The following is a 25,833-nucleotide window of genomic DNA, read 5'->3' on the forward strand; positions in this document are numbered from 1 at the left end:
TCCTTACACTTCTGTTCGGTGGAATTGCGATAAGAAACGCACATCATTCGTATAGAAATGACGAATATCTTCCACTCCATATTTCAACATTGCAATACGCTCTGGACCCATACCGAATGCAAACCCAGATAGTTTTTTCGAATCATAGCCAGCCATTTCAAGTACGTTTGGATGTACCATACCAGCACCTAAAATCTCAATCCACCCTGTTTTCTTACAAACGTTACAGCCACTTCCGCCACATTTAAAGCAAGAAATATCCATTTCAACAGATGGCTCTGTGAACGGGAAGAAACTTGGACGAAGACGGATTTCACGATCATCACCGAACATTTTCTTCGCAAAGACAGAAAGTGTTCCTTTTAGATCACTCATGCGAATATTTTCCCCAATTACAAGTCCTTCGATTTGTGTAAATTGGTGTGAATGTGTCGCATCATCATTGTCACGGCGGTACACTTTACCTGGACAAATGATTTTAATCGGCTTGCCTTCTTTTGCTTCCATTGTACGAGCTTGTACTGGAGAAGTATGTGTACGAAGAAGAATATCCTCTGAAATATAGAAAGAATCTTGCATATCACGAGCTGGATGACCTTTTGGCAAGTTTAAAGCTTCAAAATTATAATAGTCTTTTTCCACTTCCGGACCTTCCGCAATTTCATATCCCATGCTAATAAATAAATCTTCAATCTCTTCTACTACACGAGTAAGTGGATGATGATTACCTGTTTTCACTGGACGCCCTGGTAATGTTACGTCAATAGATTCTTTTTCTAACTGTTCTTGGATCGCTTGGTCTTGAAGCAATGTCATGCGAGCTTCAAGTACTTCTGTTACTTCTTCACGTACTACATTTACTAATGCCCCCATTTTCGGACGTTCTTCTGCAGGAAGTTTACCCATTCCTTTTAGTAAGTCCGTAATCGGTCCTTTTTTACCTAAATATGCAACACGCACATCATTTAATTCTTTTACATTTTGAGAAGCTGCAATTTTTTGAATTGCTTCCTCTTTCAACTGTTGAAGTTGTGCTTCCATCTGATAATCCTCCTTAATCAAATTCGCCTTGGCGTAATGGAGTCCAGGTTTTGCATCAAGCTAGCTCGATGAACTGAACTGCTTTGCAAATCTGTGACATCCGCCAGAGGCTATGATTTCATTCAACATTACTCGGCTGAATGAAATTTTACAAAATAAAAAGCCCCGCCCCTATAAAAGGGACGAGGACTAATTTCGCGGTACCACCCTGATTATTGCACAAAAGTAAGTGCAATCACTCAATTCGACTAACGGCTCTACACCGGCACACCTTTACAGCAATCGCTGGTCCCGGTGGCAGCTAACGGGGTGAACTTCTATATGCATTCTCTATTTACACTTTCAGTCACGGTGTAAAATCCCTTTTTTCGAATCGTCATATATACTTTTCCCGATCACAGCTTTTTCTATTTATCAAATTATAGTCTATTATACGTATTTTTAGACATTTCTTCAAGTGTCTTTTATTTTAATGTTAATCCATATAGAAGAATTCCGGTTGCAACTGCTACGTTTAATGATTCAGCTTGACCTAAAAGGGGTACTATAATATTCTGATCCGTTTTCTGTAGTAGCTCAGCATGTATGCCGCTTCCTTCATTCCCAACGATTAACGCAAACGTATCACCTTTTTTAACTGCATTAAACGGTGTAGAATTTTCAAATGCAGTTCCGAAAACTGGCACTTGTCGATTTTTCAACTGATCCACCCAATCGTGTAGATCCCCTTTTACTACAGGAATATGAAAATGAGATCCTTGTGCAGATCGTAGTGTTTTGGAATTATATGCATCCGCAGATCCTTTTCCAAGAATCACTGCGTCTATTCCTGCAGCATCTGCCGTGCGTATCATTGTGCCAATATTACCTGGATCTTGAACGGCATCAATTAATAATAGGCGACTCCAGTTCGTTTGCTCTTGATCAACCACAGTTTGTTGTTTACAGTGAGCAAATATACCTTGTGTATGCTCTGTTTCAGCAAGTTCTTTTTTTATGACATCATTGATTTCAACCATTTCAATATTTTCTACATCCCAATTCACTGGAATCTCACTAGTATCACTTATCATAATCGTAAGCACGTTTTCTTTTTGTTTAATTGCTTCCTCTACTAAGTGAAAACCTTCAATAATAAATTCACCTGTTTTATCCCGTTCTTTTCTAACACTTAATAATTTTTTCCAATGCTTCACCAGTGAATTTTGTGGAGATTCAATTCGTTTCATTTATGTGTGACCGCCTTTTTTTTAGATAACAAAGTATAGCTTTTCTACTTAGTATCTGTCTAGTTTATATGTAGGATCTGTTAAGCGATAATGTCGTTATGGACGAAAATCCACTCGCTTTCCGCGGACGAACTGCCAAGCCTCCTCGGGGCAACAGGATGTTGGTCACGAATCCGTTGCCACATGGATGTGGCGAACTTAGGATTTGTTCCTACAAGCTCGTTGCGGGGTCTTGGCAGCCCGTTTTTCCGCAGGAGTCTCGCGGATTTTCGTCACAAAATATATGCTTCTAAAAAACAACAACCTAATTTAAAAGAGCCTATATGTAAAGTGCTCATTGGAGACACCTTAATAATACCTTACACTTTTCTTGATTAATTGTAACAAATTCATGTATAGCTTGCGAGAGTTTGGATAACATAATTGCGAGGAGTGATGAAAATTGGATTTTCAAATTCGAGAAGCAATAACTGCAAATTTGAAAGGCAATTCGACAACTGATATTCGAGAGGTAGTCGAAGATGCCATTCAAAGAGGAGAAGAACATTTACTACCTGGACTTGGAGTAATCTTTGAAAAATGGTGGAAAATGGCGGATGATACAAAACGAAATTCCGTATTAAATGAACTCGCAACCGCATTCAAATAAAAATAATCCGTGAAGAATAATAACTCTTCACGGATTATTTTTATTACTCTTCGCTGATAAGCATATATTCAAAAATAGCGATATACTTTAAGAAAAAAATTATTCGTTACGCTTGCTATTTTTTGAATGCGGCCTTTAAGTGCATCTTGTCTCCATTGTTTCTAACGTGCTTTTGACGGCACGTTTGCTATATTATTACCGGGAAAGTTTTAAAAGAGGGACGCCAGAAGATACAATTTCTGGCGCTCTCGCGTCCAGTAACATTAAAGTTGGTAACTTTGTATTAAAGTAGGTTACTGATATAGAAATTTTAAAGAATACAAAGTTTAGTTTGAATTAAATAAAGATGATTAAAATCACCTCTCTAGTTTATCTGACAGGTGATTTTTTTTATTGGATATTTATGTTAAAACAACTATAGTTTATGAAGGATTTCACTTAAACTAACGCAGCAGGTTAGTTTAACAATAAATTAAAAGCGTTTTTATGCGATTTAAGAATTAAGTTAATGTAAACCAAATTTGTTCTAAAACAAGGTCAATAAGTATATAGATACTGGGAACTGATTATTGTCCAAAATAGCATGACTAAATTAACTAAATTGAGTAAAGAATTTATGGCTATTTAAGCGAATTATATTAAATGTATAACTAATAACGAATTGAAAAATATTCTGGGAGGTTAGTGAGATGAGAGCAGCTGTTTACACCTCGTATGGATCCCCGGAGGTCCTTAGGATAAATGAAGTTGAACTGCCATCTATAAAGAATGACGATCGGGTACTAATCAGAGTGCATAACGCTTCAGTCAATCAATTTGACTGTCTATATCGGAAGGGTTATTTGCCTACCAGATTAAATAATGGTCTTAAAAAACCAAAATCGTCAATATTGGGGATTGACGTTTCAGGCATCGTTGAAGCGGTCGGTAAAAATGTACAAAGATTTAAAGTTGGCGACTATGTCTTCGGAAGTTGCTTCGGATCCTACGCAGAATATGTCTGCCCTCCACAGAGTGGATTGAGTCATATGCCGAAAAACATAACCTTCGAACAGGCTGCAGCCGTGCCATGTGCTGCTCAAACAGCTCTTCAGGCGTTGCGAGATGTAGCAAAGATAAAATCGGGACATAAGGTTTTGATCTACGGAGCTTCGGGCGGTGTCGGGCACTTTGCAATTCAGCTTGCCAATTACTACGGGGCTGAAGTAACCGCGGTTTGCAGCACCTCGAATCTGCAGTGGGTGAAAGATCTCGGTGCACATTACGTGATCGATTATACGAAAGAAGACTTCACAAATAACGGACAAAAGTACGATATCATACTGGATGCTGTTAGTAAAACGACCTTTTTTAGTTGTTTACGTTCACTAGCTGAGAATGGTGTCTATATAACAGAAAACCCCCTCTATCCTATGTATCACCCAGTTCAGTTATTGGTTGGTTCCTTAATCGGTCGAAAGAAAGCTAAGCTGCATCTTACAAATCCTAATGACATGGATCTAGAATTCATGCGTGGGCTTATAGAGGAAGAGAAAGTAAAACCAATTATAGAGAAGTGTTATCTCTTGGATCAAATCGTAGAGGCTCATAAGCATGTAGAAAGTGGACGTACAAAAGGGAAGGTAGTCCTTCAAATCATATCTCAATTAGAATGCGTTGATCCTTAAAGGATTAACGCTATTTTTGTTGAATTTAATTTAACTATAGGGACTGGTTAATTAATATTCCTTCTTCAACTAACTGGTGTTTTAGTTGAAGAAAAAACTGTTTGAAGATAAATAAAAAGGCTATGTTCTATTCTATTATGGTAGGACCTAACCAATTACTTAAACCCACCAGCACCCATGTGTTGCCGCATACACTCCGCACAAGTCTAGTGCGTCTCGAACTCATTTTAAAAGAAGATAGCTAATCGTTTAGATGACAACTACTCCATTTGGGTAGGGATATATGACATACTTTCGTAACGGGAGATTTATGTCTTCAAAGTTAGAAAATAGACTAAAACGTCCGCACATTTTCATGACCCTTTTTTATTACTAAGTTTTAAATAATTTTTACAAATAAATACGACTTTTTTATCTATGCGGATAAATCACATATGCATATGAATGGTAGTTTGGAAAAGTGGTGTAAAGACGTGATTAGGTAGAATTATAGTGAAACTCTGAAAAAACACTTGACCGTAATGTGTCCTCATACTATAATTTCATTTAATATTCTAAATAGCAAATGAGCGATGACAAGAACATATTAAGCCGGGTCTCCCTGTTGACAGAGAATCAGTGGTTGGTGGAAACTGATACATAGATTTTGGTGAATTTCATTCTTAGAGCTTTTTTTATACTTCATCATAGAGAAGGTAGTATAAAAACGGATTAAACCGTTATTTTACCAAGTAAGTGGGAAACTAGATTTGTTTCCAATTAGGGTGGTACCGCGTGAACAACCACGTCCCTATCGTTAAAGATAGAGACGTGGTTTTTTTGTCTTTTCCTTTGTTTTTTATGAGGAAAAGACGTAATAAATATAGATTGGATTGGTAAGTATTAAAACATCAGAGCAATGGTCATCTAAGATTGGATTTATTTTATCTGCAGCAGGGTCAGCTATAGGAGTAGGCGCAATATGGAAGCTGCCCTATGTGACTGGCATCAGTGGAGGGGGAGCATTCTTTCTACTGTTTATCCTTTTTTCATTATTCATAGGTTTTCCGCTGTTATTAGCAGAGTTTGTCATTGGTAGAAGCACTCAAAAGGAAGCAGTTAGTGCTTATCGTACTTTAGCTCCAAATACTAAATGGCATTGGATCGGCAAGTTAGGGGTATTCACATGTTTCCTTCTATTGTCTTTTTATAGTGTAATTGGTGGCTGGATTGTTATATATTTTGCAAAAGGTTTGTTTGGTGGAATTATTAGTGAAGGCGCAGATTATGGATCTATTTTTAACGACACAATTGGAAATCCAATGTTAGTTATCGGAGCTCAATTTGCATTCCTAGCCTTCACAGTTGTAGTTGTAGCAAAAGGGATTCAAAATGGAATTGAAAAAGTAAGTAAAATTTTGATGCCCGCTTTATTTATCCTATTTTTTGTTCTTATCATTCGTTCACTTACACTTGATAATGCTATGGAAGGTGTGAAATTCTTCTTAGCACCTGATTTCGCAAGTATCACATCTCAAAGTATTCTGTATGCAATGGGACAAGCTTTCTTCTCCCTAAGTGTCGGTGTATCAGTAATGGTTACTTATAGTTCGTATCTTTCAAAAAAAGAAAGTTTAATTCAACCGGCTATTTCAATCGTTTCAATGAATTTATTCATCGCTTTATTAGCAGGTTTAGCAATCTTCCCAGCTGTATTTTCATTAGGTTTAGAACCTGCTGAAGGACCTGGTTTGCTGTTTGTTGTATTACCTGCTGTTTTTGATCAAATCATCTTTGGAGAAGCTTTTTTATTAGGATTTTTAGCCTTATTTTTATTTGCCACATTAACCTCGGCATTTTCTATGTTAGAAATTATTGTAGCTTCATTAGTTAAAGGAAAAGAAGAGAAGAGAACAAAATATGCTTATATTGTTGGTGTTTTAATATTCGCAGTTGGAGTTCCATCTGCATTATCATATAGTGTTTTTGAAGATATTATCATCTTCTCAAAGAATATATTTGATTCCGCAGATTATTTAGTTAGTAATATATTAATGCCACTCGGCGTATTTTTAATCTCTATTTTCGTACCACTTAAGATTAAGAAGAGTAAATTACGTGAAGAAGTATTACAGCATTCTAGTTTGGGTGCTACTGCATTTAACATTTGGTTCTTTATCATGAGATATATTATTCCGTTAGTAATTATCATCGTATTCCTTGATATAACTGGAATACTAGATAAAATTATTTCTATCTTTTAAATAAGAAAACTATTTAAAGAAACCCAACAAAAAGTGCTGAAGCTAGCTAGCAGAAATTCTGCTTAACTTCAGCACTTTTTTGGTGCGCCCAGCATGGGTAATAACTAGTCGGTGAAAGTCCGATACACGCCCGACAGATTGGTGAATAAATATAAAGTAAAGTGAATTTATACGCAATTTTAGAATAATAAAAACGACTAGGAAAGCATCTATTTTAGCTTTTCTAGTCGTTCCTTATTAACTAAATGTAATTTTATTTACGGCATCTCAATCTAGCTTTTTAATGACTTCTACTACAAGCTTCACTGTATTTTCATAATCATCGCGATGTAGAATTCCTGCATGAGAATGAATATATCGAGTAGTAACTCCAATCGACAATGATGGAACACCATTTAAAGAAATATGCATAGAACCTGCATCCGTTCTAGGTGTGCAAAATATAATCTCAGAGTTAGTCTCTTATTCTAATTATAAAAATATTTTTTATAATGCGTCCGTTTGCTCATTTCCTACTGGAAGGTATTGCATTAACCCGATATCAGCTAATCCATTTTTAATTTTCGATGTGTACCCTAGGTTTTCATTCGATAAATAGGATGCTTTGGAAGCAATCATTTCCTCCAGTAACGGTAAATAGGTTGGGTCTATATCTTTCCAAAGCTTATACGAATTAATTAAATCCTCTAAAGTAAGGTGCTTATAGTCGTCACCTTTATAATCTTGAACTGGAGAAATACGGTACCAAATATCCCCGTTATCTCGAATCCAATCATCCTTATCCTTTGCAATCGCTGTTTGAATGGCATGTGCCGCCTCTAAATATTTCTCATCATGAAACTCATTGTAAGCCATTAGTAATATATTCATACCTCCTAACACATGATTCATGGAAGCATGTGTTGTGGTATCTTGCACGACTGGGAAGTAATCAGAAATGTAATAAGATTCATCATCTACTGGAATGACATTGCCTTTACTTTTCTGTGATACAAGTAAGTCTGCATAATTACGAAGGGGCTCTTTTCCATTTTCAATTCCAAATGCATCCGCACTATTATAATAAAACAACGCAATTTGTTCGTTAAAGCGTGTATCAATAAATGGAGCGGTAATTTCATATAAACTTTTCAAATACGTACTTGTTACTTCTGTTTCCCAATATCCCTTGTCACCTTTAAAGTTCTTTAAGTTAACAAAAGAATTATAGATTAAGTTCTCAAAATAACGGTCTTTTTGTTGATTATATAAGACTAATGCGCGATCCTCTTTTTGTAATAATAAAATTCGTCCGTATCCTTGACCAGACTCTGGCATTGGTTCGGTTGTTGTAGCCATTTTACTGTATTGACCGTCTGCGGTGTACCACTTATTACGCTTTTTGTAGTTCTCCGACGATTCGAGCATCCAGTTTTCCATATGCTCATTACTAGAAAATAATGGATTATCTGCATTCAAGTACCACTGTTCAACAATATCTTTACCTTCAGATTCCAATGTATGAATGGACATTAATGTCTCACCAACTTGTGCATACGATAACGCTTCTTTTTCAGCAAGCAAATCGCGCATATAGCTTTGTCCATTATTCGGATACGTTAAAGATAACTGTTTAGATATATACGATTGACCTACCATACGCTCTTCTACTGTACCATCTTGCTTCACAAAGCGAAGTAATCCTGTTGGATAAGACGTGATATCACTTCCAAAAACATCCTTACTACTGCGTTTAATTTCGTAGCGATCATAACGGAAGAGTTCTAATGAATCAACTTGATTTTCCTTTTGAATAACATCAACTGCTACAGCAGAGTTAGTTGGATTATCGATTTTGGAAAATAAAAAGTAATCCCCATTATCAAAAGAACGAACAGTTAACTCAATTGTCGCACCGTTCATACCTACATCATAGGTATAATCATTATCACGTGAAAATGAATTATCAATTCTTGTATGATTTGTAAACACAATATTTTCAGTCGATCTTAAATAAATTGGGTGTTCATCAAACGAAACTTTCATTAAATTTGCTTCTGAATGGAGTGGACTGTAATTATTTGAAAACGATAAATTCTTTAGGGAGTAATTCTTAATCGTATTTATGGCTCCACTTTTAACTAGTGCTTCATGTAACATAACTGCGAATGTAGCACGATCGATCGTATTATTCAAATTTGAGAAATTATTTTTATTAATGGAGGGTGTGCTAAGTAGGGATACTAATTCACTTTTTCCTTCAAGAAGCGAACTATTATTCTCCTCTGTTTCTGTCACGTTAATTGCGTGTTCTAGTGCAGCTTCTACTTGCTTCATCGTTACAAAGTCTTTCTTATCTCCCAAGAGATAATTTCTTAACATATGTGGCTCTAGTTTAAATGCTTTTGTCAATACTACTTCTGCTTCTTCGACTGTCACAAATAAATCGGGTCGAAATTGTAAATCTCGATCCCCAGTCATTATTCCCATGTCTACAAGTTGCATAATTTCATTTTTTGCCCAGTATGCATCGGAGACATCTGTAAATTTTGCGTCCATTGTAACTTCTTGAATCTTGTTGGTAGTATCGCTAGCTGCAAGTACGTTTCCATAAGCATTCGGAATAAATACCATAAACAATATTGAAAATAATAAAATATAAATTGTTCTCATATTCTTTTAAAACCCTTTCCACTTTAATGTAATTAGTAGTATAACATTTATTTGGAAATATTGTTTTTAAATATCTATATTTAGGAATATTGTTACGTAAAAAAAAGAGTGATTCAGCGTCTCCCGAATCACTCTTCCTATGTAGCGATGAAGCCATCCATCTTGACGATCGACATCGCGTTTATATTATAGCAGACCGCTAGGCAAACCCTGCCATCACATTCTGTTGTACATTATGCCATTACGGAAGCAAGTACCGCTTTTTGAGCGTGCAAACGATTTTCAGCTTGTTGGAAAATATATGAGTTTGGCCCATCAATTACAGATGTAGTAACCTCTTCCTCTCGATGCGCAGGTAAGCAATGTAAAAACATATAGTCTGATTTTGCATTGGCTACTAGTCCATCATTGATCTGGAATTCTTTAAAGTCAGCTAAACGCTTCTCCGTTTCCTCTTCTTGCCCCATAGATGTCCAAACATCTGTATAAATAATATCCGCATTCACTGCAGCTTCTACTGGATCATTCGATACAAATAACGAACCACCGTTTTCTAAAGCAATTGCTTTTGCTTTTTCGATAATGCCTTCATTCGCTTCATATCCAACCGGAGTTGCTACTGCAATATGCATACCCATGTATGCGGCTGCTATAACTAAGGAGTGCGCTACATTATTCCCATCCCCGATATATGCAATTTTCAAACCTTTCGTATATCCCTTCACTTCATGAATCGTTAAAATGTCCGCAAGAGCTTGGCATGGATGATAAATATCCGTTAATCCGTTAATGACAGGAATACTTGCATGTTCAGCAAGCTCTTTCACCATTTCATGCGAATTGGCACGAATCATAATCCCATCTAAATAACCAGATAATACATGCCCTGTATCATAAACCGATTCCCCACGACCGATTTGCAAATCACGCGCATGCATAAACATACCATTTCCACCTAATTGTTTCATGCCGACTTCAAAGGAAATTCTAGTTCGTGTAGAATGTTTTTCAAAAATCATCCCTAATGTTTTACCTTCTAAAAGAGGGGGGCATTTTCCCGCTTTTGTTAGATTTTTCAAATCAACTGCAAGCTGAATTAAATCTTCTATCTCCTCTTTTGAGTAATCAAAAAGCGTCAATAAGTCTTTTCCTTTTAAACTGTCGACAATTTTTAAGTTCACCCATTCTAATAATTTCATTTATAAAAACTCCCCTTTACGTATATTTATGTAATTATCATTATAATTATGAATAAACATAAAGTCAACTGAATTTTTATGCAAAAAATAAAAAGAAAAGTTAATCAGGTTTTCCGAAACTTACGGCTCGCTTTCCACGGGAATCGAGCGGATGCTTCTCCGAACACTTATAAAGTTCAGACTTCTGATCATTCTTATTACTTCTGTAAAAAATACATTGTACGCAACATTGATTGACTTCACACAATATATGAGTAGCTAGCAATTTTCCGTTGATTGGAGCGGAAGGCGGCGACTCCTGCGGGAATAGCTTGAGCTGAAGACCCCGCAAGAGCTAAGCGACGAGGAGGCTGATGCCAAGCCCGCGGAAAGCGTCCGCCTGAAGCGGAAATCCACTTTGTTCGGATTTCAATATTTAGTTCCCTATTATGAAATTTATTCACTATATTAAATAAATAAAAAACGTCTAGAAAAGCATCCACTATGCTCTTCTAGACGTTTTAAATCAATCAAATGTAATTTTGTTCACTGTATCGCGATCTAATTTTTTAATTACTTCTACGATTAATTTGACTGTATTTTCATAATCATCGCGATGTAGAATCCCTGCATGAGAATGAATATATCGAGTAGCAACTCCAATCGACAATGATGGAACACCATTTAAAGAAATATGCATAGAACCTGCATCTGTTCCCCCACCAGGTATCATTTCAAATTGATATGGTATGTTGTTTTCTTCCGCAGTATCTACAACGAAATCACGTAATCCCTTGTGTGACACCATAGACGCATCGAATAACACAATTTGTGGACCTGCACCCATTTTACTTGTCGATTCTTTCGCTGTTATTCCAGGTGTATCCCCTGCAATACCTACATCTACTGCGAAGCCGATATCCGGATTTACTTTTACGGTAGAAGTTTTTGCACCACGAAGGCCAACCTCTTCTTGCACATTTCCAACTCCGTATACAATATTCGGATGTTTTTCATCCTTTAACCCTTTTAATACGTCGATTGCAATGGCACAACCAATGCGGTTATCCCATGCTTTTGCAAGTAATAGTTTTTCATTGTTCATCACAGAGAATTCGAAATAAGGTACGACCATATCTCCCGGTAACACTCCCCATTCCATTGCTTCTTCTTTGGAAGAGGCACCTATATCAATGAACATATCTTTTACATCTACTGCTTTACTTCGTGCATCCGGTGTTAAAATATGTGGCGGTTTTGAGCCAATCACACCTGTAATTGTGTCTCCTTTACGCGTAACAATTGTTACTCGCTGAGCAAGCATAACCTGTGACCACCAGCCTCCAACCGTTTGGAAGCTTAAAAATCCTTTATCATCAATTTTGGAAATCATAAATCCTACTTCATCTAAATGTCCTGCTACCATAATTTTAGGACCGTTCGCATCGCCTACTTTTTCAGCGATTAAGCTCCCTAAATTATCGTACTCTATTTTATCAGCAAAAGGTGTTATGTACTTTTCCATCACTTGGCGAGGTTCACGCTCATTCCCTGGAATCCCTTTCGCATCTGTTAATTCTTTCAACATTGTTAAGGTTTCATCTAACTTCGTCATTATTTCGCCCTCCTAAATATACCTGCAATAACTATTATATTCTAAATTCATTCTACTTTCAAAATTAAGCGCTATATTTTAATCGGCTCCTGCCCCTCCGCCGCCGCTATCACCACCGCCACCATCGCTATAAGCTCCTCCTGAATCGGATGAACCGCCGCTGGATGTAATGCCTGTAGACCATTTCCATGATTTCGTTACATAGTCCATTGGATCGGTTCCTGTTATTAATAATGCTGCTAATGGGATTGCTTCATCTGCAACTGGTATATGCACATTTTTTCTACCAAATAAATATGCTCGTATCGTCCATTTCTCCTGCTCTTCTTTCGTAAGTGTAGCAGGAATTCCGTTTCCCATACTTCTCTGGAAAGAACGAATATTATCTTTTACACGAACAGCATTCATCGAAAGAATATTTTTCGGAACTGCGATATACAAAAGAATTGTCGCAAAAATAGCACCAATTATCTCACTCATCAATTCATCATTTACTGTATCTCCTACCATTAAACTGAGCAAAATCATATAAGCGATAAAATATCCGTTAGCGCTCCATTTAACCCAATAGATAATAAGAAAAAATATCGTAATGAGAGCAATGAACACAATACCTCCACCGCTGCGAAGGTCTGCATAATTACTGAAAGCTACGAATGTTGACAACAAAATAATCGTTAAACTAATTATTAGCTTAGGTAATTTAGGATGAAAAGTTTCAGCTTCCACTAGTTCCTCTTGTACTTTTTTATGCCATGTTTTTTGATTCTTTTTAAAGTCTTTCGTTCTTGCATGATAATAATTGGACATTCCTCTGTCACTTTCTTTTCTTGGTGCACCAGCTGCATCATGTAAATGAAATGCCCATTTACTCGAACCACTTCTTGTATTAAAAAGCCATTGAATCAAATAGTTCTCAGATGCACCCTTTGCAATACCTCCATTTTTCAATCGAAAAAATAAAGTATCTTTTGGTGCTTTCGGGTCGTTTTTAAAACGTAATGCCGCTGCTGACGGTTTTACGATGGCAGCTTTTTTTTCAACTAGCGAAAATAAGCCAGCTAAAAATCCTTTCTTATTCCTCTTTCCAGTCTTATACACAGAAAATAAATATAAAATATCGATATCCAGTATATTTTCACCAGTTCCTTTTCGCCAAAAATGCCTTTGAGGTAAAGCAATAATGAACAGTATTGCTATGATCACTAATGCGAGTGAAAATGTAGGTATTAATTGCATGAGTGCAGGAATATTGGATAACTTTTTTTGCATAGCATCCGCCAGTTGCTTTTCGTTCTCAAAAGCCTCGTTCATAGAAACATCACTTTTCGTTTTCTCCATACTCGTCATTACAGTAGAAGGAAAAAAGAAAGTTGTTTTCGTTACAGAAGATTCCTCCGAAATCGGTGTTGAAAATCGAATTCCATATTCGGACTTGCCATTTTCTACTGCGTTTCGATCAAAAAACACTCCATCGAATTTGGATGGATCCATCGATTGAGGAAGAATATAATCGACTGTTACTTGGTGATAATCTTGATCATGTGCATCCCCATCTTCAAAATACGTAACATTTGCAACACTGTAAGTATCATATGTTTTCACTGCATTTTTAAGGGTATATACATACATAAAAGAAACTTTTTCATTTGTTTTGTTTATACTTGTTCGATATACTCCATTATCAATGGATATGTTTAACGGAATTAACGTATTATCTTCAATAAAACCCGGCTCTGGACTTAATGTAGTTAATTCATAAGCGTAAAAATCTTCCACGTTTCCCTCATGCTTTTCTGGAAATGATCGCCTTAAATTTGTATAGCTCCCCTCAAAGTTATATGTGAATACTTCATTGACTAAAAGATCGCCATTTGGTTGAATCCAAGATTTAATATGTACCGTGTCTATTGAATAAGATCTCGCTTCCGCAACTATACTTGGTGAAAGAGCTAACAAAAAAATAACAATTAAAAAAAAGAACTTTTTCATTGATTCACCTCAACATCACTAATTTTTATGTTAGTTTGTTTACGGCTTACATTTGAAAAAGTTCCAATTATTTTACTGATCAATTACGCTTCTGCGTAACTTCGTCCAGATTTTGATGTGAGTTGGGGCTCACTCTGATTAAAATGCATTCTGGCTTTCATCCCTCCTCTTCTAGAAGAGAAGGAATTCTGCTCCTGCTCAAGCTCATCGCAAAAGAACATTTGCTGATTCAAGTTAATACCCACTCTTTTGTCTTTCATAGTTTGTTTCATTTTTAGAAATGTACGCTTGCAATACATCATGACTACTAAACCCTAGGTTTTCTGCAATAGCGCCATATAAAATCCAAATCTTTTCATATGTACTTTTCGTTGTATGATGTAAAAATGCTATGATAGCCGCGTTTGTTAATAGAAATAACGTAGTTAAATCTTCTTCTTTCTTTTCTACTGGCCACTCTTTTAAATCATCAAAGCCTTTTGTAATACCTAGTGACAATAGAAAATGAATAGAGTCAACATACTCTTCTAAAATAACAGTCCTTTCAGAAGGTCCCTTCTCACTCCAAAATTTAAAACAGCGAGTTTCATTCGCTAGTTCCGCAAGTTCTACAAGAAGTGCCAATCCTTTTTTCATAAAAACATCTTCGTCCACTTGTTTGTTTGTTTGAATATATTCATCTAATGATTGCTGCATTGTAAAAAGTTTTTCTAAATTCATCATTTCCTCCAAAAAATTTAATTTATTTTGAAACCAAACTACTCCTTCTATCGTATAGCAGATACAATGTATTTTACAAGGAGGACATTAAGGATGGTCCATATATTTCGATTGCTTATAATTGTCATTATTATATATGTATTTTATAAGATTCTTCGCTATTTATTTGATCCTAAAAGAAAATTAGATGAAGCATACGAGAATGAAAGCTACTATTATTATGATGATATAAAAAATGTCCGTAAAAACTTTTTTATTACCTATAAAGGTGCTTTATTTGAAGGAGAAAAGTATCTAGGTACGACCGATCAAGCATTTGAAGTCGTTTCTATTTTCGTTTGGACGAAAGATTCCTCTAAACTTCAAGGCTTCACAAAAGAAGACTTCCGATTTCTACAAAATGAAATACGTATGAATTATCCTTCTGCCAAAATAAATTGGAAAAGCCCTATTGAACAATTAATGAATGATGAATAGAAACAGACAGTCCTAAGAAATAATAGGGCTGTCTGTTTTTAATAGCCAAAAAACCAAGAATATATATGCAATTAATAACATCAAAAAGCCAACACGAAAATTAGTATGCTTTGTTTTATGACGAAATAATTGCATTCCTAAGTAGGCACCAATTCCTCCACCTACTAAAGCTAGCATCCATAATGTACGCTCAGATACTCGTTGCCCTTTTTTCTTGGCTTGTGACTTATCATACCCCATTACAAAGAATGCGATAATAGACATTATTAGAATAAATATTAGAATGATTTCTGTCATTGGATTCGACCTCCTTAATAAGAAAAGCGTAAGCTCCTATGTCTGCCCCAATAGGTACTGACTGAAGTCTGGACAGTTACATTGTAGAAAAATTATACTTTCTTATTTGCAAAAAAAAGGCTGATAGAATCTCTATCAGCCTTTTCATCTATGCTTATTTACTAATCGCTTTTTTTGCTGCATCTGCAAGTTGTGTAAATGCAGAAGCATCATTCACAGCTAGGTCAGCTAACATTTTACGGTTAACTTCGATTTCAGCTACTTTCAATCCGTGCATTAAACGGCTATAAGAAAGTCCGTTCATACGTGCTGCCGCATTGATACGTGTAATCCATAATTTACGGAATTCACGTTTTTTGTTGCGACGGTCACGGTATGCATACATTAAAGATTTCATAACCTGTTGGTTTGCTACTTTATATAATGTATGTTTTGAACCGTAATAACCTTTAGCTAATTTTAAAACTTTTTTACGACGTCTTTTTGTTACTGGTGTGCTTTTTACGCGTGGCATGATTCATTACCTCCTGCTATTCTTTCGAATGATTGAATTTCTTTTATTATTTCATGTAAGTAAGTAAAGTTTTGATACGTTTGTAATCGCCTGAAGAAGCTACTTTAGTTTTACGTAGTTTACGTTTTGCTTTAGTAGATTTGTTTGCGAATAAGTGGCTTCCAAAAGCACGGTCATGTTTTAATTTACCAGTACCTGTCTTTTTGAAACGCTTCGCAGCTCCACGGTGAGTTTTCATTTTCGGCATGTCGAATTCCTCCTAAACAATTGTACTCTATTACTGTTTTTCGTTCTTTGGTGCAAGCACTAAGAACATACTACGGCCATCCATTTTCGGTTTTGACTCGATTGTAGATACTTCCGTACAAGCTTCTGCAAATCTATCTAAAACTCGTTGACCAATCTCTTTATGAGTGATGGCACGACCTTTAAAGCGAATAGATGCTTTCACTTTATCTCCTTTTTCAAGGAACTTAATCGCGTTTTTCAATTTCGTTTGGAAATCATGTTCATCGATCGTTGGGCTCAAACGAACCTCTTTCATCACGATGATTTTTTGATTTTTACGAACTTCACGATCTTTCTTTTGCTGCTCAAATTTGAATTTACCATAGTCCATGATACGAGCGACCGGTGGCTTGGCTTGAGGAGCCACAAGGACAAGATCCAAATTTACACGACCTGCGATTTCAAGTGCTTCGTTACGTGTTTTTAAACCTAATTGATCACCATTTTGATCAATAACTCGTAGTTCGCGTGCTCGAATGCCATCGTTCACATACATGTCTTTGCTAATAACAATCCACCTCCAGATAGTGTCGCGAATACATGGTTTGAGGCATAAATTCCGTAGAAACGAATTAGCCGTTTTCGATCCAATAAAAAAAGCGGACAGACATAAGTGTTATGTCTGCCCGCCGATATGAGAACATGTAGCAACTACATGTGCAGTGATCGTGTGCTTACCAGTCAACAACTTAATGTGTCGAACAGGTGAGAAGCGGGCAGCCTCTTCTTATACCACAAACTTGTATTCAATAACCTTAATAACTATAGCACGTACCTAACAGTATGTCAACTATATTTCTTAATGTTGTACTTCTTGCTGAACACGCGCTAAGAATTCTTCAAAAGGAATACTCTCTGATTGCTGTTCTCCGTATTTACGTACATTTACATTACCAGCCTCTAACTCTTTATCGCCGAGTACAAGCATGTATGGAATTTTTTGCATTTGTGCTTCGCGAATTTTATAACCAAGTTTCTCTTCGCGGTCGTCCATTTCCACACGTAAATCAGCAGCGACTAGTTTTTCCTCGATTTGTTTTGCATAATCGAAATGTACTCCATTAGATACTGGAATAATTTCGACTTGTACTGGTGCTAACCAAGTTGGGAATGCACCTTTGTATTCTTCGATTAAGAATGCAACAAAACGCTCCATCGTTGAAACTACGCCACGGTGAATAACAACTGGACGATGTTGCTTTCCATCTTCCCCAACGTAAGATAAGTCAAAACGCTCTGGTAATAAGAAGTCAAGTTGTACAGTTGATAAAGTTTCTTCTTTACCAATCGCTGTTTTTACTTGAACGTCTAATTTCGGTCCGTAGAACGCTGCTTCGCCTTCCGCTTCAAAATAATCTAAGCCAAGCTCATCCATTGCTTCTTTTAACATACTTTGCGCTTTTTCCCACATTGCATCATCATCAAAATATTTTTCTGTATCTTGTGGATCACGGTATGATAGACGGAAAGAGTAGTCTTTCAAGTCGAAATCTTTATATACAGAGATAATTAGCTCTACAACTTTTTGGAATTCAACCTTAATTTGGTCAGGACGTACGAAAAGGTGGGCATCATTTAAAGTCATCCCACGTACACGCTGTAAACCTGACACAGCACCTGACATTTCATAGCGATGCATTGTACCTAACTCTGCAATACGTAGAGGTAGATTACGATAAGAATGCATGCCGTTTTTGAAAATCATCATATGGTGAGGACAGTTCATTGGACGCATTACAAGTGTTTCATTGTCCATTTCCATTGGAGGGAACATGGAATCCTGATAGTGCTCCCAGTGACCGGATGTTTCATAAAGCTCCTTCGAACCAAGAACAGGTGTGTATACATGTTTGTAGCCTAGCTTTAACTCTTTGTCTACTATGTAGCGCTCAATTACACGGCGAATTGTCGCACCATTTGGTAGCCATAGTGGTAAACCCTGTCCTACTTTTTGAGAATTCATGAAAAGATCTAATTCTTTCCCAATTTTACGGTGGTCACGCTCTTTTGCTTCTTCTAGCATTTGTAGATGCGCTTGTAGGTCTTCTTTTTTGAAGAAAGCAGTCCCGTATATACGTTGAAGCATTTTGTTGTCACTGTTTCCGCGCCAGTAGGCACCAGCAATACTTAATAATTTAAATTCTTTTAACTTTCCTGTAGATGGTACATGTACGCCGCGACAAAGGTCGAAAAATTCACCTTGTTCGTATATAGAAACTTGTTCTCCTTCAGGAATTGCTTCTAGTAGTTCTACTTTGTATTCATCATCTTTAAATTTATCAAAAGCAACTTGACGAGAAACGTCATGTCTAACAATTTCAATATTTTCATTAATAATTTTTTTCATTTCTTTTTCGATTAACAGTAAATCTTCTGCAGTAATCGGTTCAGGTGAATCAATATCATAATAAAACCCGTTTTCAATAACTGGACCAATTCCTAATTTTACATCTTTAAACAAACGCTTTACAGCTTGTGCAAGTAAGTGAGCTGAACTATGACGAAGAATTTCTAAAGCTTCATCGGATTCTGGTGTAATAATTGCAATGTCGCCATCTTCTGTAATTGGTGTTTTTAAATCAATTAGTTGACCACTTAATTTACCCGCCAAAGCTTTTTTACGTAATCCCGGGCTAATCGATTGAGCTATTTCTTCTGTTGTTGTAGACATCGGAAATTCCTTTACTGCTCCATCTGGGAATTGCAATTTAATAATTTCTGCCATTTTGAACACTCCTCTTAAATAAATGTAAAAAAAACAAAAAACCCCATCCCTAAAAAGGGACGAGGTTCAATCGTGGTTCCACCCTTCTTCTGTCTATCCAAAATAAAAATAGACGAAGCTCTGCATCGGCTAACGGGCCGGTGACCGACAGCTGCTAAATAATTAGTTCACAGCTATTGCTCCAAGGTGGTAAATCGATTGCCGATACTTAAGAAGCTTCCAGCCAAGGCTTCTCTCTCTTAAAAGTCGTACAAACTGATTGTTGTCCTCTTCAACGCATTTACTTATTCTTATGAAAATGATTATACGCCACCAAAAAACCATTTGCAAGTCGTTCTTAAGAAAATCACAAGGCTCACTTAATTCTACTTGAGCGTTTTGGTTCGATTCCGACGAAACGATTGTTCTTGCGCAAGTTTATCGCTGAAAATTACTAAAAAAAGTTAATTTTCTCTCCAGTTCTTCCCTTTGAGTGAAATAGGAATTGTTAGCGCACGGATTCTCTCCATTATTCTGCCGGCTTTCACCACTTCTTTTTCACCACGTTGGGTAAATGATAAATGATGCTGCAATTCATCATAATTGAAGTTGGACGACATAAATGTAGGTAATTGCTCTGACATTCTGAAATGAAGGATGGTGCCTAAAATCTCGTCTCTTGTCCAACTCGACATCGTTTCCGCACCTATATCATCTAGCATAAGAACAGGAGCACGCTTTACAAATTCAATTTTTTCAGCAAGTGACTGATCTTGAATTGCTTGTTTCATTTCCCTTAAAAATTCCGGAACGTATACAACTACCGAGTGTATATGTCTAGCTGCCAACTCATTAGCTAATGCCCCTAACAGATAGGATTTCCCAACCCCAAACTGTCCGTAAATATAGAGCCCTTTTACTGGCAATACATTCGTACTTTCCCACTCGTTTAAAAAGTCTTTTGCAGCGCGAACTGCTACTACACGACTTCCATCCTCTAAATCAACACCAGAAAGACTAGCTTCCATTACTTCTTTCGGCATATGAATGCTATCTATCATAGATGTTACTTTCTTCCGTTCATCCTCAATGACGCCGCGCTTACAGCGTACATATTCTGAATCAATTAAGTTTCGATCCAATACAAGTTTTGGCTCATATCCTTTTAGGTGATTCACGCATTGCTCTAAAGAAGGACAGGACACACAATCATGGGATTGAGACTTATACTCATAGAGTTTACTTAAGCTTCTATCTACAATTTGCTTGGAAATATCGGCAGCATTTTCTTCCAAAAACTTTTGTACTCCTGGATTTTCTAAAACTTCCTGTTTCATGTCATCTAATCTAGAGGTAAATTCCGGTGATATGACTCTTTTTAATGTTTCATTTATTCGTTCCATCTGCGTCACCTACCTTTTCTTGACACCTAGTTCGGCTAGTAGTTTTTGTCGTTCTTCATCTATATTTTGTATTCCATTCGTTTCGTTTCCAGATTGCTTTGTTTCCCCATTTTTTTTGTAAAACCAGTCCGGAACTTTTTCTTCGCGTGTTGGTTTTTTCGCATAGGATTTCTGCTTAGAGCCTTCATTTTTCCATTTAATATATTGTTCATGTTCATTTCTTGCCAGCTCCATTGCTTGCTTTGCTGTTTTTACATCTTTTCGCATCCAATGGGAAGCAATTTTTTCTGCATAGTTTTTCGTCAGCTTCATATCCGTTCGAAGAAGTACATATTGCAATAAAACATTTACAACACCAATAGGCATTTTATAGTGAGTCACAAAATAATTCGCTAGTTGGACATCCGCAAGAATGGGCTCTTTTCCATTTGCAATATCTTTTAATACAACTGTTGGGGAAGTTGTTTCTAAATAATGTATCAGTTCCTCTTCTTTCGATAAAGGTTGACTATTTTTTGGAATTGGCTTTACCTGTTGTTCCATTATTTTCTCAATGACTGGTGCAGTTTTGGAAACAGTAAGTTTATAGTAGTCTGCACATGCTTTTTTTAATCTAGCCTCTGAAAGATGTAATTCGTCATCCAAAGCAAGAATAACCACTTTTTGCATTTCAATTGGATTTAAATTATATAAAAACCCAAGTTTAGCAATCACTTCTTTTGCTTCAATGGTCATCGCAGATTTTGGTACCAATTGTTCGGATAAACCTTCTTGTAATAAAGCAAAATCGAATTCTTCATAGTAAAAAGGAATAGAAGACTTTCTTTCTTTTGATTCAAATTCATCTGTATGGGAGATAACACTTCCGGTTTTCGTAGACGGTTTAAAAACATCCATAAACGTTCGAGAAACATCTGTAAATCCATTATTCCAATTTGCTTTATGTATATAGCGGTTTCGCAATTGTTTATAAGCATTTTCTCCAATTTTATTCAGCAAAAACATGGACAATAGAGGGTCCTTTAAAAAGGACTCTGCGTCTAAGGGAGCAGCGAGCTCGTAGTAAAAAACACGGCCATCTTCCTCTGACTTTTGCCATGTACGAAGCAATCCTATAGCTTCGAGAGCTATTCTCGCCTGAAAGATCTTGCCTATTGAAACACCTAATACATTCATGAGTTGATAATGCGGCCATTGTTCGTTGTTTCTTAATTCTCCATCTGCCCATAGTGTTAAATACAGGCTAATGCCTTCAGCTCCAACTAGTGGTTGATAAAATAAAGTTAATAACTGACGATCATAGTCTGAAAAAGAATATGGCAAGCGAATCATATACAAATCTGCTGGCTGTAGCTCCTTATATAACATCGACAATTGCGCCTACTCTCCTATAACTTATAATGATGGATTCTTTTTAAGAATCTCTTTTAGTTCATCAATAAATACATTTATATCTTTAAATTGACGATATACAGATGCAAATCGAACGTAAGCTACCTCATCTATTTCAGCTAGCTTGTCCATCACTTTTTCGCCTACTTCCTCAGACTTCACTTCGGAATTACCAGTTCTTCTTAATTCCTTTTCAATGGAAAACACAACATCTTCTAATTGATCAAGCGCAACTGGTCTTTTTTCGCAGGCACGTATTAATCCACGCAATATTTTTTCACGACTAAACTCTTCTCGTGAGCCATCTTTTTTTACTAATATTAAAGGAGTTTCTTCTACCTTTTCAAATGTGGTGAATCGAAACCCACAGTCCTCGCACTCTCTTCTTCTTCTAATCGCCTTGTTGTCATCCACTGGACGAGAATCGACAACTTTTGTCCCATTAAAATGGCAAGCTGGGCATCTCATATAGACCTCTCCTAAATCTTCACGTTAATTTATATATCTATTATAGCAACATTCTTCAATAAAATCGAAAAAGCAGAGGAATCTCTTCCTCTGCTCAATCATTTAGGATAAAGTTTATTACGCTTGAACTGTCATACGTGATTTAGGTGCATTTACTGGACCCATACCACGAGGCATTTCCAACGTTTCGCGTATTCCAGCATTAAGAGCATCTGCAATATAGTTAGCTGCGATTGATGGATCTAAATCACCACATGTATATACATCAATGCTCGCATAACCATGCTCTGGAAAGCTGTGAATCGTTAAATGCGATTCGGAAATAATAACGACTCCACTTACACCTTGTGGTGCAAATTTGTGAAATGCAACTTCTCTGACTTCTGCTCCAGATTTCAGTGCAGCATCAACAAATGTTTGCTCGATAAATTGCATATCGTTAAGTTTGTCGAAATCGCACTCCCATAGTTCTGCAATAATGTGACGTCCCATTGTTTCCAATGTCCGTTTCCCCCTTTGATTAGTTTTATTTTGAACATCAAAGTTGACTACCACGGGGGAAAGTTAGTCCTAAGAGGTCCTAACCCTTTAAGTAGTCTGTGAACGTTAAGTAACACGATTCTCATTATATGTTGTTTTAGAAAATTATGCAACATATAATAAATCCTTTTTCTAAAAAAATTAGAAAAAGGATCCACTATTAAAGGCCAGTAGCAACTTTTTTCGTTAAGTCTACGACACGAGCTGAATAACCCCACTCATTATCATACCAAGCAAGAACTTTAACTTTACGATTTCCGATTACCATTGTAGTTAGGCCATCTACAGTTGAAGAGTTTGTTGATGTATTAAAATCGATAGACACAAGTGGTTCCATCGTCAAACCAAGAATACCTTTCATAGGTCCTTCCGATGCATTCATAAATGCAGCATTCACTTCTTCTACAGTTACATCTTTTTTCAAATCTACTACTAAATCTACTAAAGAGACATTTGGAGTAGGTACACGAAGTGCCATACCATGAATTTTCCCTTGTAGTTCAGGTAAAACCAATGTTAGCGCTTTTGCAGCACCCGTAGAAGTAGGTATAATCGATTGCGCACATGCACGAGCTCGTCTTAAATCTTTATGTGGATTATCTAAATTATTTTGATCATTCGTGTAAGCATGAACTGTAGTCATTAGACCATTCTCAATTCCAAATGTGTCATTTAACACTTTAGCAACTGGTGCTAAACAGTTAGTCGTACAGCTTGCGTTTGAAATAATATGGTGAATAGCTAAATCTAACTTGTCGTCATTTACACCCATCACAATGGTTGCATCTTCATTTTTGGCAGGAGCAGTAATAATTACTTTTTTCGCACCAGCTTTTAGGTGAAGAGATGCTTTTTCACCATCATTAAATTGACCTGTTGACTCTATAACAATATCAACATTTAAATCTTTCCAAGGTAAGTTTCCTGGATCACGCTCGTTTACAATTTGTACACGTTTTCCATTTATAATAAGTGTATTTTCTTCAATCACTATTTCACCAGAGAAAGTCCCGTGTGTTGAATCGTATTTAATCAAATGCGCTAACGTTTCTAATGGGTATCTTGCATTGATTGCGACAACATTTAAATCCTCTTGTACTATTGCTTGGCGAAACACCATTCGTCCAATACGACCAAAACCATTAATTGCAATTGAAGCTGACATATTTGAAAATCCTCCTGTAACTGTGTGATACTTTATGTTTTATTGCCATGCATTAGTATAACACATTTTTCGAATTATGCACTCCCAATTGACACATTTAATTTTTTTCTCTTTGTCAGCAATTAGCAGTCCCAACTATCTAAAACTTTTTTCAACTGTTCTTCTGTAGATTGTAGCGTTCCATTATTATAAATCACTGCATCTGCCCCTTTTTCTTTAATCGAAAGAGGTAGTTGAGACTGGATTCTTGCTTTTGCTTCCTCTAATGAATAGTTATTCCTAGCCATTAGTCTTTGCAACTGTGTTTCCTCTGTCACTGTAACCACGAGAATTTTATCTACATAAGATTGGAGCTTACTTTCAAATAACAAAGGAATATCCATCACAATCGTTGGATGGCCATCTTTTAAAAGTTCTTCTTTTTGACGAATCATTTCTACACGAATTGCGGGGTGTATAATATCATTTAATTGTTTTCGCTTTTGTGGAGTTGAGAAAATGATGGACCCTAATTTCTCACGGTTAAGTGAACCATCCTCTGAAATGACTTCCTTCCCAAATACTTCCTTAATTGTTTCCAGCGTCTTTGTTCCTTTCTCTACCACAACTCGTGCTACAACATCAGCATCAATAATTGGATAGTTTAACGCTTTTAACATATCCGAAACTGTACTTTTCCCACTTGCAATACTTCCTGTTAAACCAATAATCATGTGAATCCTCCGTTACCTCTGACATATCCCGCAATAAGTTGAAGTTCGACCAGCAATCGTTTTCTGCTTCGTTTTCGTCCCACATATAGGGCAACTCTTTTTACCATACATTTGTAGTCTATTTTGCATATTCCCGGCTTCCCCGTTAATCGACCGATAATCGGAAATGCTACTTCCTCCATGTTCAATACTATCTAATAGGACAAGGACGATTTCATTAAATAATTGTATTCTTCTTTCTTTACTAATACGTTTTACTTTTCGAGCCGGGTGAATTCTCTTATTAAATAACGCTTCTGTTGCATATATATTTCCGCAACCAGACACAACATGTCCATCCATTATGAATTCTTTGATTGCCTTATTCTCATACTTTGGCAAGACGCTCATTTCCAGGAAATGCTCTAATGCACCGTGGTCAAAAGGTTCTGGGGCCATGAGCAATAAAGGGGGGTAATCCGCTTCGTTTTCTAATAAACGAAGCTCTCCGAAACGACGAATATCAGCGTATACGAGCATGTCACCTTCTTCAAAATGGAAGATGACATGTACGTGCCGCTTAAATTTTTCTTCTACTATTTCATGGAGATTCCTTACGTAAAACCAGGCCCCAGACATAGCAAGGTGAGAAACGAGTAACTGTGGGATACCGTCTTTAGTTAAATGAAAATAAATATATTTAGAACGTCGCTCTATTCTTTCAATTGTCTTTTCGGGTATCGCTTTTCGAAAAGATTCCACGTCCGCCCCTTTAATAATTGCTTCCTTCCCATTTGCTTTCGAAGTAATAATTGTTTCCGAAACATCTACCGATCGAATTATTTTACCCGTTACAATGGGTTGTAACGAACGAACGAGTCCTTCCACTTCAGGTAATTCAGGCATC

The 25,833-nt window shown here is 36.6% G+C and carries 23 protein-coding genes, 2 pseudogenes and 4 other annotated features; of the genes and pseudogenes, 5 read left to right on the forward strand and 20 right to left on the reverse strand.

Annotated elements, in window-relative coordinates:
• Positions 1 to 3 precede the first annotated feature (3 nt).
• Positions 4 to 1,041: a phenylalanine--tRNA ligase subunit alpha gene (gene pheS, locus MHB48_RS13680; protein WP_340922253.1), complete on the reverse strand. Its 1,038-nt coding sequence runs from the start codon at positions 1,039 to 1,041 to the stop codon at positions 4 to 6.
• Between the two features lie 175 nt (positions 1,042 to 1,216).
• Positions 1,217 to 1,449 (reverse strand) — a binding site (T-box leader).
• Between the two features lie 56 nt (positions 1,450 to 1,505).
• A complete protein-coding gene (locus MHB48_RS13685) occupies positions 1,506 to 2,270 on the reverse strand; it encodes an RNA methyltransferase (protein WP_342598575.1) in 765 nt (254 codons plus the stop codon).
• 442 nt (positions 2,271 to 2,712) lie between these two features.
• On the opposite strand from MHB48_RS13685, the gene sspI reads away from it, so the two are divergent.
• From sspI to MHB48_RS13705, 4 genes and pseudogenes are all read left to right on the forward strand, one after another.
• A complete protein-coding gene (gene sspI, locus MHB48_RS13690; RefSeq protein ID WP_342598576.1) occupies positions 2,713 to 2,919 on the forward strand; it encodes a small acid-soluble spore protein SspI in 207 nt (68 codons plus the stop codon).
• 689 nt (positions 2,920 to 3,608) lie between these two features.
• Positions 3,609 to 3,884, forward strand: a pseudogene (locus MHB48_RS13695) (alcohol dehydrogenase catalytic domain-containing protein); the annotation flags it as partial.
• Positions 3,885 to 3,947: 63 nt separating this feature from the next.
• Complete coding sequence (locus MHB48_RS13700; RefSeq protein WP_342601387.1) at positions 3,948 to 4,586, forward strand: NAD(P)-dependent alcohol dehydrogenase; 639 nt, start codon at positions 3,948 to 3,950, stop codon at positions 4,584 to 4,586.
• A gap of 563 nt (positions 4,587 to 5,149) precedes the next feature.
• Positions 5,150 to 5,381, forward strand: a binding site (T-box leader).
• Positions 5,382 to 5,467: 86 nt separating this feature from the next.
• Positions 5,468 to 6,829: a sodium-dependent transporter gene (locus MHB48_RS13705; RefSeq protein ID WP_342601388.1), complete on the forward strand. Its 1,362-nt coding sequence runs from the start codon at positions 5,468 to 5,470 to the stop codon at positions 6,827 to 6,829.
• A gap of 267 nt (positions 6,830 to 7,096) precedes the next feature.
• Here the strand turns inward: MHB48_RS13705 and MHB48_RS13710 are convergent.
• From MHB48_RS13710 to MHB48_RS13735, 6 genes and pseudogenes are all read right to left on the reverse strand, one after another.
• Positions 7,097 to 7,255, reverse strand: a pseudogene (locus MHB48_RS13710) (peptidase M28); the annotation flags it as partial.
• Between the two features lie 60 nt (positions 7,256 to 7,315).
• Positions 7,316 to 9,481 carry an S-layer homology domain-containing protein gene (locus tag MHB48_RS13715; protein WP_342598577.1) on the reverse strand — a complete coding sequence of 722 codons (2,166 nt, stop codon included), beginning with the start codon at positions 9,479 to 9,481 and terminating at the stop codon, positions 7,316 to 7,318.
• Between the two features lie 233 nt (positions 9,482 to 9,714).
• Positions 9,715 to 10,680: an ornithine carbamoyltransferase gene (argF, locus tag MHB48_RS13720; RefSeq protein ID WP_342598578.1), complete on the reverse strand. Its 966-nt coding sequence runs from the start codon at positions 10,678 to 10,680 to the stop codon at positions 9,715 to 9,717.
• A gap of 505 nt (positions 10,681 to 11,185) precedes the next feature.
• Positions 11,186 to 12,274 (reverse strand): M42 family metallopeptidase, encoded by a 1,089-nt coding sequence (locus tag MHB48_RS13725; protein ID WP_342598579.1) that lies wholly within the window; start codon positions 12,272 to 12,274, stop codon positions 11,186 to 11,188.
• 78 nt (positions 12,275 to 12,352) lie between these two features.
• The gene (locus tag MHB48_RS13730; protein WP_342598580.1) at positions 12,353 to 14,266 is read right to left on the reverse strand and encodes a DUF2207 domain-containing protein; all 1,914 of its coding nucleotides are present in this window, start codon (positions 14,264 to 14,266) and stop codon (positions 12,353 to 12,355) included.
• Positions 14,267 to 14,500: 234 nt separating this feature from the next.
• Positions 14,501 to 14,986: a dUTP diphosphatase gene (locus MHB48_RS13735; RefSeq protein ID WP_342601389.1), complete on the reverse strand. Its 486-nt coding sequence runs from the start codon at positions 14,984 to 14,986 to the stop codon at positions 14,501 to 14,503.
• Between the two features lie 93 nt (positions 14,987 to 15,079).
• Here MHB48_RS13735 and MHB48_RS13740 point away from each other — a divergent pair, with 93 nt between their 5' ends.
• Positions 15,080 to 15,463, forward strand: a complete 384-nt coding sequence (locus tag MHB48_RS13740) for a sigma-w pathway protein ysdB (RefSeq protein WP_342598581.1) — start codon at positions 15,080 to 15,082, stop codon at positions 15,461 to 15,463.
• A gap of 12 nt (positions 15,464 to 15,475) precedes the next feature.
• Here the strand turns inward: MHB48_RS13740 and MHB48_RS13745 are convergent, their stop codons facing one another.
• The 12 genes from MHB48_RS13745 to mutM form a co-directional block, all read right to left on the reverse strand.
• Positions 15,476 to 15,760: a DUF1294 domain-containing protein gene (locus tag MHB48_RS13745; protein WP_342598582.1), complete on the reverse strand. Its 285-nt coding sequence runs from the start codon at positions 15,758 to 15,760 to the stop codon at positions 15,476 to 15,478.
• A gap of 154 nt (positions 15,761 to 15,914) precedes the next feature.
• Entirely contained in the window at positions 15,915 to 16,274 is a 360-nt protein-coding gene (gene rplT, locus MHB48_RS13750) for a 50S ribosomal protein L20 (RefSeq protein WP_340922272.1), read from the reverse strand.
• Between the two features lie 46 nt (positions 16,275 to 16,320).
• Positions 16,321 to 16,521, reverse strand: coding sequence for a 50S ribosomal protein L35 (gene rpmI / locus MHB48_RS13755; RefSeq protein ID WP_053588661.1), 201 nt, complete (start codon positions 16,519 to 16,521; stop codon positions 16,321 to 16,323).
• 30 nt (positions 16,522 to 16,551) lie between these two features.
• The gene (infC, locus tag MHB48_RS13760; RefSeq protein WP_053588660.1) at positions 16,552 to 17,058 is read right to left on the reverse strand and encodes a translation initiation factor IF-3; all 507 of its coding nucleotides are present in this window, start codon (positions 17,056 to 17,058) and stop codon (positions 16,552 to 16,554) included.
• Positions 17,059 to 17,147: 89 nt separating this feature from the next.
• Positions 17,148 to 17,297 (reverse strand) — a sequence feature (ribosomal protein L20 leader region).
• Between the two features lie 64 nt (positions 17,298 to 17,361).
• Positions 17,362 to 19,287, reverse strand: a complete 1,926-nt coding sequence (gene thrS, locus MHB48_RS13765; RefSeq protein ID WP_342598583.1) for a threonine--tRNA ligase — start codon at positions 19,285 to 19,287, stop codon at positions 17,362 to 17,364.
• A gap of 52 nt (positions 19,288 to 19,339) precedes the next feature.
• Positions 19,340 to 19,571: a binding site (T-box leader), on the reverse strand.
• 159 nt (positions 19,572 to 19,730) lie between these two features.
• The gene (gene dnaI, locus MHB48_RS13770) at positions 19,731 to 20,669 is read right to left on the reverse strand and encodes a primosomal protein DnaI (protein WP_342598584.1); all 939 of its coding nucleotides are present in this window, start codon (positions 20,667 to 20,669) and stop codon (positions 19,731 to 19,733) included.
• A gap of 9 nt (positions 20,670 to 20,678) precedes the next feature.
• Positions 20,679 to 22,037, reverse strand: a complete 1,359-nt coding sequence (locus MHB48_RS13775; RefSeq protein ID WP_342601390.1) for a DnaD domain protein — start codon at positions 22,035 to 22,037, stop codon at positions 20,679 to 20,681.
• Positions 22,038 to 22,064: 27 nt separating this feature from the next.
• Positions 22,065 to 22,529, reverse strand: coding sequence for a transcriptional regulator NrdR (gene nrdR / locus MHB48_RS13780; protein ID WP_340922281.1), 465 nt, complete (start codon positions 22,527 to 22,529; stop codon positions 22,065 to 22,067).
• A gap of 117 nt (positions 22,530 to 22,646) precedes the next feature.
• A complete protein-coding gene (speD, locus tag MHB48_RS13785; protein WP_340922283.1) occupies positions 22,647 to 23,030 on the reverse strand; it encodes an adenosylmethionine decarboxylase in 384 nt (127 codons plus the stop codon).
• Between the two features lie 199 nt (positions 23,031 to 23,229).
• Positions 23,230 to 24,234 (reverse strand): glyceraldehyde-3-phosphate dehydrogenase, encoded by a 1,005-nt coding sequence (locus MHB48_RS13790; RefSeq protein WP_342598585.1) that lies wholly within the window; start codon positions 24,232 to 24,234, stop codon positions 23,230 to 23,232.
• Positions 24,235 to 24,356: 122 nt separating this feature from the next.
• A complete protein-coding gene (gene coaE / locus MHB48_RS13795) occupies positions 24,357 to 24,947 on the reverse strand; it encodes a dephospho-CoA kinase (protein ID WP_342598586.1) in 591 nt (196 codons plus the stop codon).
• A gap of 12 nt (positions 24,948 to 24,959) precedes the next feature.
• The gene (mutM, locus tag MHB48_RS13800) at positions 24,960 to 25,832 is read right to left on the reverse strand and encodes a DNA-formamidopyrimidine glycosylase (protein WP_342598587.1); all 873 of its coding nucleotides are present in this window, start codon (positions 25,830 to 25,832) and stop codon (positions 24,960 to 24,962) included.
• Position 25,833 lies beyond the last annotated feature (1 nt).

Origin of the sequence: Psychrobacillus sp. FSL H8-0483 (assembly GCF_038637725.1) — a bacterium.
Classification (GTDB): domain Bacteria; phylum Bacillota; class Bacilli; order Bacillales_A; family Planococcaceae; genus Psychrobacillus.